Origin of the sequence: Paraburkholderia sp. (assembly GCF_050742655.1) — a bacterium.
Classification (GTDB): domain Bacteria; phylum Pseudomonadota; class Gammaproteobacteria; order Burkholderiales; family Burkholderiaceae; genus Paraburkholderia.
In genome coordinates, this window is record NZ_JBOIGG010000005.1 from 254752 (window position 1) to 268556 (window position 13805).

Sequence of the window (13805 nt, forward strand, 5' to 3'; positions counted from 1 at the left end):
TCTACGCGTATTTATACGATAAGGTACCCCGTGTCGAGCGAGGCCAGCGTCGCTGCGCGGTCGAGTGCCACCGCGTGCTCCGCGTGCACGCGGTACAGCACGTCGCCCGACGCGACCGTCTGTCCCACGCGGCACAGCAGGTCGACGCCCGCGCCCGCGTCGGCCGGCGCGCCTGCCTGCCGTGCGATGCCCGCCACCTGCCAGCCGTCGATCGACGTAATCGTGCCGCCATGCGCCGCCGTCACGTCATGCACGCGCGCGGCCGGCCGCACCGGTTGCGCGTGCCGTCCCTGCACATCGACGATCTGCTCGAACGCCGCGCGCGCCGCACCGCTCGCGAGCAGCGTCTGCGCGATGCGCCGCCCTTCTTCGACGTCGCGAACGCCCGGCGCCCATGCAAGGATATGCGCCGCAAATGTCAGTGCCTTGTCACGCAGATCGGGTGGCGCATCGGGTGCGTCGTCGAGCACGAGACCAACATCGCGCACCTCCAGCGCCGGGCCGATGCCTCGGCCGACCGGACCGCTGCCGTCCGTCACCAGCGCCTTCACCTGCAAGCCTACGCCTGCGCCCACATATTCGAACAGCGCGGCGAGCGCGTGCGCGTCGTCGGCGTGCTTCAGCTTCGCGTGAGGACCGCATGGCAGATCGACGATCACGTGGGTCGAACCCGCCGACACTTTCTTCGATAGGATCGACGCGACCGACCAGCGGTTCGTGTCGAGCCCGAGCGGCCGCGTGAACGCATTGATCCGCTCGTCGATCAGCGAATGATTGAGGCGGCCGTTCCACGCGATGCACGCGCGTGCCGTTTCGACGCAGCGACGCATTTCCTGCGGAGTCAGGTCGACGCGCGCGACGGTTTCCATCGCGTCGGCGGTGCCGGCCGCCGACGTGATCGCACGCGACGACGTCTTCGGCATCGCGAGCCCGTAAGCCGCGACGATCGGCACGACGATCAGTGTGATGCGGCTGCCGGGGATGCCGCCCATCGAATGCTTGTCGACGACGATCGGTTCGTTCCATTCGATCCGCGGCATCCGTTTTGTGCGCACCCGGGCGAGCGCGAGCACTTCGGCGTCGCTCACGTGCTGGCACGCATGCAGCAGAAAGCGGTCGACGTCGCGTTCGGCGTAACGCTGCGCGAGGATGTCGTCAGACAGCGCTTCGTATTGCGCTTCATCGAGCGCCGCGCCCGCGAGCTTCGCGTACAGCAGCGGCGTGCTGGGCGGCGGCTCGATCGCGTGCCGCAACGCATTCATGAAGCGCCCGACACCTTCCTCGAGCGAGCCGTCGTTCACGATGCGGCGAATCTCGACGTCGGCGCTGCACGGCTCGACTTCGCGCGCGACCCGCGCACGCACCTGCTCGGGCGTTTCGCGGCCGCGCCCGAGCAGCCGTGCTTCGAGCACTTCGGCCGGCGCGCTGACTTCGATCACGACGAGCCGCGGCACACGCCCGGCAAGATCGCCGATCATCCGGCGCGAGCCGTTCGCGATCACGTGACGGCCCTCTGCGACCGCATCGAGCAGATCGCGCCGCAGACCGTAGCGCAGCCCATGCGCAGCCCACGTGACGAGAAATTCGCCGCGCGCTTCGAGCGCGTCGAAGGTGGTTTCATCGAGCGCGTCGTGATCTTCGCCGGGCGAGCCGGCCGGCCGCGTGATCGCGCGCCGCGCGAAGCAGAAGCGAGGTTCCAGACGGCGCGCGCCTTCGATCAGCGAATCCTTGCCGGCCCCGCTCGGGCCGACCACGAAGAAGAAGATGCCCGCGCTCATCGCGCTTACTCCGCTTCGTCCAGCCCGATGTCGACGCAGGCCGCCGCCTGATTGATCTTGCTGGTGGAGATGTAGTCGACGCCGGTCTTCGCGATCGCGCCGATGGTCGTGAGGCTGATGCCGCCCGACGCTTCGAGCTGCACGCGGCCACCGACCATCTCGACCGCGCGCGTCATGTCCGCGACCGACATGTTGTCGAGCATGATCACGTCGACGCCCGCTTCGAGCGCTTCGCCAACCTGGTCGAGACGGTCGCACTCCACTTCGAGTTTCGTCAGCACGGGCAACTGGCGACGCGCACGCTGCACCGCCTTCGCGATCCCGCCGCACACCGCGATGTGGTTGTCCTTGATCATCACGCCGTTGTCGAGACCGAGCCGGTGATTCAGCCCGCCGCCACACGTGACCGCGTGCTTTTCGAGCATCCGCAGGCCGGGCGTCGTCTTGCGCGTATCGATCAGGCGTGCGCGCGTGCCGGCCACCGCGGCGACGTACTGCGCAGTCAGGTTCGCGATGCCCGACAGCCGCTGCACGATGTTGAGCGCGGTGCGCTCGGCCGTCAGCACGCTGCGCGCGGCGCCGCGTACGTCGAGCAGTACCGCGCCCGCGTCCACCTTGTCGCCGTCCTTCACGCGCACGACGATCTCGAGCGTCGAGTCGTAGCGCGAAAACACGCGCGCTGCGACGTCGATGCCCGCGACGATCAGCGGCTCGCGTGCGTTCATATAGAACGCGCCTCTCTCGTGCGCTTCGATCATCAGCTGCGCGGTCAGGTCGCAATAGCCGATGTCCTCGGTTAACCACATATCGATCAGCCGGTCCGTCTGGAATACGTCGTACATGATGTCTCTACCCTTCTCTAACGGAAAATTCGGAAATTACGGAAACACGGGTGCCTGCTGCATTTTTAACGGTTCATCTGTGCTGCAGACGCCGGTCGACCATCATCAGCAGGCCGTTGCATACAAGCGCGAACACGGTCAGGAACAATGCAACGGCCATGATCGTACGGATGTCGCCGAGATTCATCGCGCTCGTCAGCAGATAACCGAGCCCGCGCTGCGACGCGAACATCTCGCCGATCAGCACGCCGAGCAGCGTCAACGAAAACCCAAGCCGCAGCCCCGCGACGATCTCCGGAAAGATCGCCGGCAGCACGACGTACAGCACCGTGCGATGAAACGGCAAACGCATCGTCTTCGACGCACGCAGATAAACCGGCCGCATCTGACGGATCGCGTTCATCGTGAACATCAGGATCGGGATCAGGCCGTGCATCACACCGAACGCGACCTTCGCGGACAGACCGAGACCGAACACCAGCAGCACGAGCGGATACAGTGTGACCTTCGGCAGCGAGTACAGGTTCAACAGAATCGGCTCGGCGACGACGCCGGACATCCGGTTCACGCCCAGCACGACGCCGAGCGCGACGCCGCCCGCGAGCGCGATCACGAGCGCATATGCGAGCGCCCGCGCGGTCTCGCCGACGTTCTGCCAGAACTCCGCGGTACCGAGCATCGCGACGAGCGTCCGTACCGTGCTCCACGGCGAACCCATCGCGCTGTCGCCGACCGCCCAGTGCAGACACTGCCAGCACAGAACGATCACGACGGCGACCAGCAGCATATCGGTGAAGCGTTTCATCGCGGTGGCTCCCATGACCTATATGTCACCTACGCATCAGCGCTGCCGGCGCGCCTGGAACCGGTGATCGATGCGGTTCAGCACGACGTTCACGAGCGTGACGAGCACCAGCACGAACAGCATCAGCGAATACATGTCGTCGTTCTGGAAGTTGTTGTACGCATAGCCGATCGCGTAACCGATGCCGGAGCCGGACAGGATGAACTCCGACGCGATCACGCCGATGAACGAGTAGGCGACCGCCAGCTTCACGCCGGTGAACAGATACGGCAGCGTCGCGGGCAGCTTGATGTGGATCGCCGAGCGCCACGGCGACAGCCGCATCACCTGCGCGCTCTTGTGCAGCGCGCGCGGAATCCGGTCGAGTCCGTTCAGCGTCGCGGTGATCATCGTGACGACAGCGAGCATCACGGCGATCGCGATGATCGGTGCCGAGCCGACGCCGAGCAGCACGATGAAGACCGGATAGAAGATGAAGGTCGGCACCGCGTAGTAGCTCGACAGCAGCGGCTCGATCGAGCGGCGCAGCGACGGCAGCGCATGAATGCCGAGCCCGAGCACGAAGCCGAGCAGCACCGACACGACCGATGCGACGACGATGTTCGCGAGGCTCGTCGCGATGTCGTGATCGAACTTGCCGCTCCTGAGCAACTCGATGCCGTGCGACACCATCGCGGAGGGCGGCACCAGCACGGCGGCCGGAATGACGCCCGTGCGACACAGCAGTTCGATCAGCGCGACGAACCCGGCGACGACAGCGATGCGTACGACACTTTCGGTTTTCACCCTGAACCTCCGCGTCCGCTAGTGCTCGCGCGCCGGTTGCGCGCCCATCACCTTCAGCGATTCCACGCGCAGCTTTTCCCACAGCCGCGCGTTCACTTCGCCGAAGCGCGGCGTCGACACGACGCGGCTGTCACGCGAACGCTCCCAGCCGGTTTCGACGATATCGATGAAAAGACCCGGCCGCGCCGACATCACGCCGACGCGGTCCGACAGCATCGCGGCTTCGTCCAGCGCATGCGTGATCAGCAGCACCGTGGCCGATGTTTCGCGCCACAGTCGCAGCAGTTCGTCGCCCATCAACAAGCGTGTTTGCTGGTCGAGCGCGCCGAACGGCTCGTCGAGCAGAATCAGGCGCGGCTGGATCACGAGCGTACGCGCGATGCACACGCGCTGCCGCATGCCGCCCGACAACTGCGCGGGATACGCGCCGGCGAAATCCTTGAGTCCCATGAAGCCGAGCGCGTAATCGACGCGACGGCGAATCTCCGCGCCATCGACGCCCGCCATCCGCAGACCGAACGAGATGTTGTCGCGCACCGTGAGCCACGGAAACGACGCGTCCTCCTGGAACACGACGCCGACACCGTCGGGCACACCCTTCACCGGCTGGCCCTCGAACGTGACGCTGCCGGAGCTCGGCTTCGACAGACCGGCGAGCGCATCGAGCAGCGTGGACTTGCCGCAACCCGATGGACCGACTACCGAGAAGAACTCGCCACGCGTCAGCGTCAGATCGATCGGACCGAGCGCGTGAAACAGCTCCTTCGATCCATTCTTGCTGAAATAGCGGGTCACGCCCGTGAGTTCGACGTGAGCTTCCTGCGGCGCCGGCGCACGCAACGTCGAACCCTCGACGACCTGCAGCGCCGGCGCGTTGAACGCTTTCATAGCTTGCTCCTCGCTTTCAGATCGGCGGGCAGATAACTCAGGTCGACGAGCTTCGGCCAATCGACCTCGCCGTTCAGTTCACCGATCAGCTTGAGGCCGTCCGTCATCCGGTCGAGTTCCGCGCGATCGAAATCGCCGTCGCTCCACATCCGCGATTTGACCATGTTGTCGACCGCTTCGCGCGCGATGTCGGGCGTGAGCTTGAAACTGGTTTCGAGCAGTTTCGCGGCGCCGGCCGGATCGGCGTAGACCGCATCGACGCCCGCGCGGCGTCCTGCGATGATCGCGCGCAGTTCGTCGGGATGGCTCTTCGCGAACTCGCGTGTGGTGATACCGACGGAGGTGGTCATCGGCTGCAGGATGTCGCCCGCGCGGTACACGGTGCGGTACTTGTCCTTGCGCACGATCGACAGCGGCTCGATCAGCACGGCGCCCGACACGGCGCCCTGTTCGAGCATCGTGAGACCGTTCACATAGCCGCCCGATGCGACCCGCTGCACCTTGCTCGCGTCGATGCCCTTCGCTTTCAGCACCATCAGCAGCAGCATTTCGGACACGCCCTTCGGCGACGTAATCGCGACCTTCTTGTCGACCAGATCGGCAACGCCGTGCACCGGCGAATTCGGCATCGTCACCATCGACGCCTCGGCGACGCTGCGCGTCCCGACGTTGACGATCACGAGATCGAGGCCCTGGCGTTGCGCCGCTAGTGCCGCGGCAACCGCCACTTCGCCGTAAGGCGTCTTGCTCGCGAGAATGTTGCGGACCGTCGTGCCGCCACCGCCCGACGTGAGGATGCCGGTGATGTCCACACCGGCTTTCTTGAAGAGACCCTTGTCCATCGCCACCGCGTACGGCAGACCGTACAGACTGCTGCCCCACTGCGTGACCGAGATCTCGTCGGCACGCAGGTTCGTCGTGGGCACCACGAGCATCGATACGGCCAGTGACGCGGCGAGCGTCGCGCATACCCGTTTGAGGAAACACTTCATGTAGATCACTCCAGGCAGGAATCCGATCGCTATTGAAGCTGCGCACCGCGACCGCCCGGCCGAATGGTCAAAAGAGCGTACACGCGGTAATTGGAAGAGTAATTGCAATGAGCATGCCATGGTTAGCGGTGTTTACCCGCGACTCGACTGGCTCATCTCATACAAATTTATTCCTTTAAATTCAACACATTACACGCACCATCAAAATTCAATTCCGCTGACACCCAGCTTTCTATCGATATCGCGCTGCACCAGTAGAAAACATGTACACACTATAAAAGCGCATGCGAACGAATCGTCCCGGCGTTGGTGCAGCGCGGCGCGGCATGGGCAACGGCACGCTGCGTTATTCGCCGTCCGGGCCGCACAGCTTGCGCAGCAGATGCAGCACCGCGACGCGTTCGACCGCGTTCAGATCGGCCATCGTCAGTTCGCTGATGCGCGCGGCGGTTGGTGTCGTTTGCTCGAGCAGCGTGCGCCCGCGTGCGGTCAGCTCGACGACGCTCTTGCGGCGATCGTCCGGATTCGCCTGCAGTTCGACGAGCCCACGCGCCTGCAACCGCTCGATGATCCCGCGCACCGTCGCGCCGTCGATCGCGGTCGCCTTCCCGAGATCGCTCATCGACGAAGGGCCGAGCCGCCGGTTCGCGGACAGCACCGCGAACTGCACTGCGGTGAGCTGCGGGTCGTCGATGGTCTGGCTGAAGATGGCGAGATGCCGCTGATACGCGCGGCGCAGCAGATGTCCGATCTGTTCGGAGAACTCGTAGCCGGACGCGTCGACCTGAGCAGGCGCGACCGGTTCGGGAAGGGACTTGGGCGGCACCATGATCGATCGTGATCTCGCGAAGGAAGGAAGGGACGCTACGGTCGTCGATCCGCGCATTCTACAAAGTTTCGTCGTTGGGCTGCGCGGAGGGCGCAGGGGTGTCGATGGTTTGACGGGCGCTATGACCTGCTCGCTGTCTGCGCTGGCGTCAACCCGGCTGGTGTAATGCGATCCGTGCGGCCGCGGCGATCACGTCGTCGCGCGGCTGCGCAATCCTTCGCGCGCTGCGTGTAGTAGACGGCCAGCACGATCAGTTTGAACGTGCTGCACACCGGAAAGCGTTCGCCCGCGCGATAGCCGGTCTGCCGGCCGGTCGCGGTATCGATCGCGAAAACACCGAGGCGACCGCCGGCATCGTGCTCGAGCGACGCGAAATCCGCGGCGCCTGCTATTGCGGACGATGCCGTGTCCGCGCGTGCACGCAGCGACATCGCGAATGGAAGAACCGCCGCGGTGAGCAGCACGGCGTGGCGTTGAGGCGAATGAGTCATCGACGATCCTCGTCACAGAGTGGGTGGAGACGCGACTGTGAACCGGTTCGAATACGTCGACAAACGATGATATTCAGGCCGTGGCAGAAGAAAAACTTTTGTGAGCGTTTGCTTGAATCGATCGACCCAGTTAGTGAATTTGTAATAAAACATTCACCCGGATACGCGCACAGTATTAAATCGTTTTCGCTTTTGCAATTCACGACATTTACCTGATTGCCTTTACGCATTCGTAATATGTAAAATCAGGCGGCAAACTGAAATACTCAGAAAGAGGCAAGCATGGGCGCGCAGGACGTAATCGGGGCAATAACCGGTGGACTGTCACAGCAGGACCGCCTTCTGAAACTGGATACGCCGGCAGGCAATAATGTCCTGCTGCCGCATCGGGTCGCCGGACACTCGCGGATCGGCCGGGATTTCCTTTTCATCCTCGACTGCGTGTCCACTTCAGGCGACGTTCAACTGAAGAGCGTCATCGCGCAGGCCGTCACGCTGTGGATCCAGCAGACCGACGGGACGTACCTGCCGCATCATGGTTATGTGCACACAGCGCGCCGACTCGGCGCAGACGGCAGCCTGACCACGTATCAGCTGGGTTTCTCGTCGTGGATGCACTTCCTGAAGTACCGCCGCGACCAGCGACACTGGCAGGACAAAAGCGTCGACGAGATCATCACGGACGTGTTCAACCAGCATCCGCAGGCACAGGGGATGTTCCGCTTCGTGCTGTCGAAGCCGCTGCCCACGCGTTCGTACTGCCGGCAGGATGAGTTCGACTGGAACTTCGTACACCGGCTGCTCGAGTCTGAAGGACTGTACGGTGTGTGGCAGCAGGCCGCCGACGGCAAGTCGCACACGCTGGTGATCACCGACCGGCTCGAGACACTCGAACCGCTCTCGCCCGCCACAGTGGAGTTCTATCGTGCTGGGGTGAGTAGTGAAGCCGATGCACTCACCCAGTGGTCGGGCACGCGTACGCTGCAACCCGTCGTGCTGTCGACACGCACCTTCGACTACAAGAATCCATCGACACCTCTGAATCCCAAAGGCACATCCGTTCCGACGATGGCCAATCAGGGGAGTCTGCCAAGCCAGACGGAAGTCTACGAATACACGGGCGGCTACACGTACCCGGAGCAGGAACGCGGCGATCATCTGTCGAAGATTCGCATGGAGGAATGGGAGTCGCAGGCGAAGCGCTTTCATGGCGTGGGTAGCCTGCGTGCAATGGACGCGGGCCGGCGGTTCACGTTGACCGATCATCCAGAACATAACCAGGACGCGGCGGCCCAAAATGAATTCGCGACCCTCGAGGTCGAGTGGGCGATCGAGAACAACTTGCCGCTCTCGGGCCACGAAACAAATTATCCCCACAGTCTGAATAGCCAGCTTGCGCAGGCTCGGGCAGACGATCCCGGCAAGCTGCTCAGCGTGGCGCATGCGGACGGCTCCAGCGGTTTTTACAGCGTGTCCATCGAGGCGCAGCGCACGACGGTACCGTATCGCAGCCCGCTGGAGCACAGCAAACCCGAAGCGAAACTGGAAACCGCCATCGTGGCCGGTCCGAAGGGACAGGAGGCCTACACCGACGCGCTGAACCGCATCAAGGTGCTGTTCGTCTGGGACCGGCTCAACCAGGGCGACGAGCGCGCGTCGTGCTGGGTGCGCGTCGCACAGTCCGATACGGGTGACGGTTATGGCAGCGTGCATATGCCGCGTGCGGGCGAGGAACTGCTGATCGGTCATGTCGGCAACGATATCGACCGGCCGATCGCGCTGTACCGCGTCTACAACGGCGCGGCGACACCGCAATGGCATTCGAATGCGCTGCTCTCGGGCCATCGGTCGAAGGAGTTTTCGGGCAGCGGTTTCAACCAGATGGTGATGGACGATTCGACTGGCCAGAACCGTGTGCAGCTGTATAGCTCAAGCACAAATGCGCAGTTGCACCTTGGTTATCTGATCGACCAGACCGGCAATACGCGCGGAAACTATCTCGGCAGCGGTTTCGATCTGAGTTCCGAGGCGTACGGTGCGCTGCGTGCGGAACAGGGCCTTTATATCTCCACACATCCGGCCACTGACCAGCCGCTCGATGCGCGGATGGCCAGCAATCAGCTTACCGGTTCGGGAGGTGTGCTCGATGCGGCATCGCAGGCGAGCGAAGCGTCGCAGGCCGAAAGCTTGAAGGACGGTCACGACGCGCTGAAGACGCTCACCGACGCGACGCAGTACAGCGCAGCAGGCGCGACGGGCGGCGGCGGTGCCACCGCAGGCGGAGGAACCGGTAACGCCAATGCATTCACGCAGCCGGTGATGCTGTTCGCGGCACCCGCGGGCATCGCGCTGTCGACGCAGAAGTCGGCACACGTCGCGACGGACCAGCACATCAACCTGGTGAGCGGTCAGAGCACACACATCGCGACGGGCAAATCGCTCGTGGCAAGCGTCACGGAGAAGCTGAGCCTCTTCGTGCAGAACGCGGGGATGAAGCTGTTTGCTGCGAAGGGCAAGGTCGAGGTGCAGGCGCATGCGGACAACATCGAGGTGATCGCGCAGAAATCGTTGATCCTTACCTCCGCGACGGAGAAGGTCGATGTCGCCGCACAGCAGGAAGTCCTGCTGACCTCCGGCGGAGCGTATATCCGGCTTAGCGGTGGCAGCATCGAGATTCACGCACCGGGCAAAGTCGATTTCAAGGCGGGTCAATTCGTTTTCGCCGGGCCGGTCAGTCAACCGTATCCGCTACCTTCGTTCAAGCCGCCTTATCAGGCGCAATACATTCTGAAAAGCGAAACGGACGGCTCGCCGATGATCCAGCATGCGTATCAGCTGAAGCTGGCGTCTGGACGTACGCTGGCTGGGCATACGAACGATCTGGGTGAGACCGTGTCGGTTTATACGCCGAGTGCGCAGGATGTGAATCTGAAAGCGTTCGAGCAGGACAAGCAGGATGTGAAGCCGTGGAAATTCGCTGGGGGCGGACAACCCGACATTTGGGCAGATTATCTGAAGGATGTCACTGACGACGGCGCGTGAGCGCCGGCGACACGAGGGGGAAATGCAATGAGCGGAGCACTTCAACCCGCAGGGGCGTGCGAGACAATCCGGGAGCGCGTTCCGGAGTACGCGTTGCTGCCGCCTGGAACCAAGGGGTATTTGCAGGAGAAGATCGAGTTTGCGCTGAAGGCGCCGCGAATAGTTTCGATCGTGCTGCCCGATGGGACGATTGGCAACAGGTTACTCAAACAACTGGCCATGACCCTGGCGATTCGGCGTGATGAGGCTGCTGCGAATTACTACTGGCAGTACAAGGCTGAAGTCAGCTTCGATATGGCGCCCTCGATAGCAACAGGTGGAATTGCAGCCCCGATTCCTTACCTGAGTGCTGACAAGACGCAGGGACCGGGACGACGCCATAGCCTGAATCCATTCCCACCAGGCATGAAGCCCGGATTGCTGCGCCGCCCCGACGTAATTATCGTGAAGAACCCGATGGATCGCTGGCCTGGTCGGGGCAATGTCGACCTCGACGGTGCAACTCATATCGACAATATGTTGAGGCTGGTCGAGGTAAAGTTCCCCGGCGATGGTTGGGGCATAGGTCAGGAAGGTGCCTACCAGACCATTGCCGGAGACTATAAAACCCGCATGACCGTGATCGATGTGAGCGACTGCAACGGGGAACTCAAGAAAGTCCCGGTGCCGGTACCTGTGCCCGCGCCAAAGACTGAGAACGAAACGCAACGGCAGCGTGTCCCCCTTCGTACCGTGCCCGCAATTCCGCAGCATGCATGGTACGAGGACTGGTGGACGTGGGCTGAACAGCATGGTGAAGAGGCGGAGCAAGCGGTCGCAGCGATGTGGGATGCGACAAAACGCGGGTATGCCTATCTGTCGGCTGAAACGAGTGCGTTCCTCCATCAGCACGCTCCGTGGATGTTTACTGCCGGGCACTGGATCGCGGATAAGACGAGCCAGGCGTGGGTATGGGTCGACGAAAAAGGACAGGAGCTTTATCGCTATACCGCTGCGCAACTCAAGGCAGGTTGGCAAGAGATCGTTCGCGCAACCGATATGACATGGGAATTGCTCAAGCAGGTGGACTGGGGGCACGTCGGCATGACGATCCTCAAAGGGTTAGCGGCCGTCGTGCTGGTGATCGCGGCTGTCGCGGTAGTTATCATATTTGGAGCCGAGTTGCTCGCAATCCTGGCTGCACTGTGCGCGATTATCGCTGAGGGCGGTGCAGCAGTGCTGGCCGTGATGCTCGGGGTGCAGGCACTCGAGGGAGCAGGCTGATTCTCATGGCGATCAATAGATCATTGGACACGTAACTCAACATGACTCTTCGTGATTCGAAACCTGTTTTGCCACCGGCGCAGGCACTGGCCCGCTACAAAGAAGATCTGTGTGTGCGGCTTACCGACGACCGGATGGGCGTACTGCCTGGCGTGATTGGTACGGTGTTCTTTGCGCGTGGCTCCCAACCCGACGTGCGTCAATGCATCCTCGACTGCTTTGACCGGTTTGAGAAAATGTTCGGTGCGCATTTGAAGGGAGGCAAAGACACCGACCTTGGCAAGTTCACCAAACGAACCGCCGCCGGTGTCGAAAAAATCCGGCGGGCCATTCTTGATACACCTTCCTATCTCGAGGTCAGTGTCGTTCGTTCCAGCGCAACCGATCAGGATACGGCGGCTGAGTACAGCATTCAGACGTTGACCGGAGTCGCAACTCCCGACGACTATGTTTCACCTACGGGACGCCTCAGAGTGCCAAAGGGAAAAGAGTCCGGTCTGTCGTATCTGAAATTCAATGTGCCGATGGATCTGGTTACGACCGGTGACGGCATCGCGCAATACGAGGAGTTCCTGCGTTACGTGTGCGAAAAACTCGTTGTACGAGGCGGCTATGGTGGCCTGTCGCCGATTCTCCCCTACAGCTATCACCGCTACATGCCACAGGAATGGGCGCTTGCAGAACGCTTCAGCGGTCTGGAAATCGACAGTACCGCGCATCTGCAGTCCAGAGACTATGACCCGGTTTCTTACGAGGGTGAATCAAAGGACGACCTCACCGCGGTCTACGATCATTTGCACCTTGGTGCAAAAGTCGGTCGATGGGGTTTCATCAAGGGTGTGAACTGGTACACGATACTTGGGGAGCTGTTCATCGAGCGTTTGGGCGGTGAAGCAGCTATTCGTAGCGCACTCGATAAACCTGACATTCATATCGAACACATCGGCTCGTCCCTGTTGATCCGCGCGGGAGATTTTCCGCGCCTCGGTGCACCCGAGGAAGGGTTGCCCGAACCCTATGTATTTGTGAACAGCGTGTTGCGTGTGTTGCGCGATCCGAAACCCGACGCGTTGCATACCTATATCCCCGATCTGCCAAGTGCGGATACAAAGAATGCGCGTGCATGGGTGGCACGCTTCGATTTGCCTGATGCACCTCCGATCCCCGAGACACCGAAGGTTGTCCCGCAGTCAGTGAAGCGCGAGCGCGCGAGGCTTAGCGTGCCAGGTGGTAGTCCATGCCCTGAGGCGGGCTGGTGGCAAACCCCGGCAAGAGAGGGAAGCCGTCGCCATTTCGAGGCGGGCGAAATCATGCCGGTGATCGAAGGAAGCCAGTGGGGTACGACAAGCTGGCACTGGTCTCCGAACGAGAGTTAGCAAACGGTCGCAGCTATATGGCATACGACGCAGTGCGGATATGCTCATGTGTGAGCTAAGGTGTGTGTGGAAAGCTGGTAGCAAGCGGCGGCTACGGTGGACTTTCTCCGGTTCTCGCCCATAGCCATCACCGCTATACATCGCAGGAATGGGCACTTGCTAGCCGTTTCAGCGGACTGGAAGTCGATAGTACGGCGCATCTATTGATCGACAGCTATAACCCCGCTTCATACGAAGGCAAATCCAGGGACGACCCGACCGCGGTGTACGGATCATCTGCACCCCGGCGCTATAGTCAACGGACGGGGTTTCATCAAGGGTGTGAACTGGTACACGATTCTGGGCGAACTGTTCATCGAGCGACTAGGCGGAGAGGCGAAGATTCGAGAGGAACTGGGCCGTCCCGACATTCATATCGAACGGGCCAATGCATGCCTGTTGATCCGCGCGGGGAATTTTCCACGCCTCGGCGCACCCGAGGAAGGCTTGCCCGAGCCGTATGTGTTTGTGAACAGCGTGCTACGCGTATTGCGTGATCCGAAACCCGATGCATTGGATACCGCGCATGCATGGGCGGCGCGCTTCGATCTGCCTGATGCCCCGCCGATCCCCGAGCCGCCAAAGATTGTCCCTGGCAGCTAAAACACCATCCACGGAAGAGCTTCGCCAATAAAAAAGGACTTACGGTTTTCACCGTAAGTCCTTCACTTTCC

General features: G+C 62.0%; 11 protein-coding genes and 1 pseudogene. 4 read left to right on the plus strand and 8 right to left on the minus strand.

Annotated elements, in window-relative coordinates; all coding sequences use genetic code 11:
• Nucleotides 1-11: 11 nt before the first annotated feature.
• The 8 genes from phnN to ACREXZ_RS10060 all read right to left on the minus strand — a co-directional run bounded on the left by phnN (nucleotide 12) and on the right by ACREXZ_RS10060 (nucleotide 7411).
• Nucleotides 12-1778, minus strand: a complete 1767-nt coding sequence (phnN, locus tag ACREXZ_RS10025) for a phosphonate metabolism protein/1,5-bisphosphokinase (PRPP-forming) PhnN (RefSeq protein WP_431763896.1) — start codon at nucleotides 1776-1778, stop codon at nucleotides 12-14.
• Nucleotides 1779-1783: 5 nt separating this feature from the next.
• Nucleotides 1784-2620, minus strand: coding sequence for a carboxylating nicotinate-nucleotide diphosphorylase (nadC, locus tag ACREXZ_RS10030; RefSeq protein WP_431763897.1), 837 nt, complete (start codon nucleotides 2618-2620; stop codon nucleotides 1784-1786).
• 73 nt (nucleotides 2621-2693) lie between these two features.
• Complete coding sequence (locus ACREXZ_RS10035; RefSeq protein ID WP_431763898.1) at nucleotides 2694-3425, minus strand: ABC transporter permease; 732 nt, start codon at nucleotides 3423-3425, stop codon at nucleotides 2694-2696.
• Between the two features lie 36 nt (nucleotides 3426-3461).
• Complete coding sequence (locus ACREXZ_RS10040) at nucleotides 3462-4211, minus strand: ABC transporter permease (protein ID WP_431763899.1); 750 nt, start codon at nucleotides 4209-4211, stop codon at nucleotides 3462-3464.
• Between the two features lie 18 nt (nucleotides 4212-4229).
• Complete coding sequence (locus ACREXZ_RS10045; RefSeq protein ID WP_431763900.1) at nucleotides 4230-5099, minus strand: ABC transporter ATP-binding protein; 870 nt, start codon at nucleotides 5097-5099, stop codon at nucleotides 4230-4232.
• Nucleotides 5096-6091: an ABC transporter substrate-binding protein gene (locus tag ACREXZ_RS10050; RefSeq protein WP_431763901.1), complete on the minus strand. Its 996-nt coding sequence runs from the start codon at nucleotides 6089-6091 to the stop codon at nucleotides 5096-5098. Before ACREXZ_RS10050 ends, ACREXZ_RS10045 begins: the two co-directional genes overlap by 4 nt.
• A 346-nt stretch (nucleotides 6092-6437) precedes the next feature.
• Nucleotides 6438-6920, minus strand: coding sequence for a MarR family winged helix-turn-helix transcriptional regulator (locus ACREXZ_RS10055; RefSeq protein WP_431763902.1), 483 nt, complete (start codon nucleotides 6918-6920; stop codon nucleotides 6438-6440).
• 119 nt (nucleotides 6921-7039) lie between these two features.
• On the minus strand, nucleotides 7040-7411 hold the full coding sequence (locus tag ACREXZ_RS10060) for a hypothetical protein (protein WP_431763903.1): 372 nt from the start codon (nucleotides 7409-7411) through the stop codon (nucleotides 7040-7042).
• Between the two features lie 282 nt (nucleotides 7412-7693).
• Here ACREXZ_RS10060 and ACREXZ_RS10065 point away from each other — a divergent pair, with 282 nt between their 5' ends.
• The 4 genes and pseudogenes from ACREXZ_RS10065 to ACREXZ_RS10080 form a co-directional block, all read left to right on the plus strand.
• On the plus strand, nucleotides 7694-10453 hold the full coding sequence (locus tag ACREXZ_RS10065; protein ID WP_431763904.1) for a type VI secretion system Vgr family protein: 2760 nt from the start codon (nucleotides 7694-7696) through the stop codon (nucleotides 10451-10453).
• 27 nt (nucleotides 10454-10480) lie between these two features.
• Nucleotides 10481-11716: a VRR-NUC domain-containing protein gene (locus tag ACREXZ_RS10070; RefSeq protein ID WP_431763905.1), complete on the plus strand. Its 1236-nt coding sequence runs from the start codon at nucleotides 10481-10483 to the stop codon at nucleotides 11714-11716.
• A 41-nt stretch (nucleotides 11717-11757) separates the two neighbouring features.
• A complete protein-coding gene (locus tag ACREXZ_RS10075; protein ID WP_431763906.1) occupies nucleotides 11758-13092 on the plus strand; it encodes a type VI immunity family protein in 1335 nt (444 codons plus the stop codon).
• Nucleotides 13093-13154: 62 nt separating this feature from the next.
• A pseudogene (locus ACREXZ_RS10080) lies at nucleotides 13155-13725 on the plus strand (type VI immunity family protein); the annotation flags it as partial.
• Between the last annotated feature and the right edge of the window lie 80 nt (nucleotides 13726-13805).

Coding starts and splice junctions, on each gene's coding strand:
- ACREXZ_RS10050 (WP_431763901.1), bottom strand. CDS start 6,091: ATGAAGTGTTTCCTCAAACGGGTATGCGCGACGCTCGCCGCGTCACTG.
- ACREXZ_RS10075 (WP_431763906.1), top strand. CDS start 11,758: ATGACTCTTCGTGATTCGAAACCTGTTTTGCCACCGGCGCAGGCACTG.
- ACREXZ_RS10035 (WP_431763898.1), bottom strand. CDS start 3,425: ATGAAACGCTTCACCGATATGCTGCTGGTCGCCGTCGTGATCGTTCTG.
- ACREXZ_RS10045 (WP_431763900.1), bottom strand. CDS start 5,099: ATGAAAGCGTTCAACGCGCCGGCGCTGCAGGTCGTCGAGGGTTCGACG.
- ACREXZ_RS10070 (WP_431763905.1), top strand. CDS start 10,481: ATGAGCGGAGCACTTCAACCCGCAGGGGCGTGCGAGACAATCCGGGAG.
- ACREXZ_RS10060 (WP_431763903.1), bottom strand. CDS start 7,411: ATGACTCATTCGCCTCAACGCCACGCCGTGCTGCTCACCGCGGCGGTT.
- ACREXZ_RS10055 (WP_431763902.1), bottom strand. CDS start 6,920: ATGGTGCCGCCCAAGTCCCTTCCCGAACCGGTCGCGCCTGCTCAGGTC.
- phnN (WP_431763896.1), bottom strand. CDS start 1,778: ATGAGCGCGGGCATCTTCTTCTTCGTGGTCGGCCCGAGCGGGGCCGGC.
- ACREXZ_RS10065 (WP_431763904.1), top strand. CDS start 7,694: ATGGGCGCGCAGGACGTAATCGGGGCAATAACCGGTGGACTGTCACAG.
- nadC (WP_431763897.1), bottom strand. CDS start 2,620: ATGTACGACGTATTCCAGACGGACCGGCTGATCGATATGTGGTTAACC.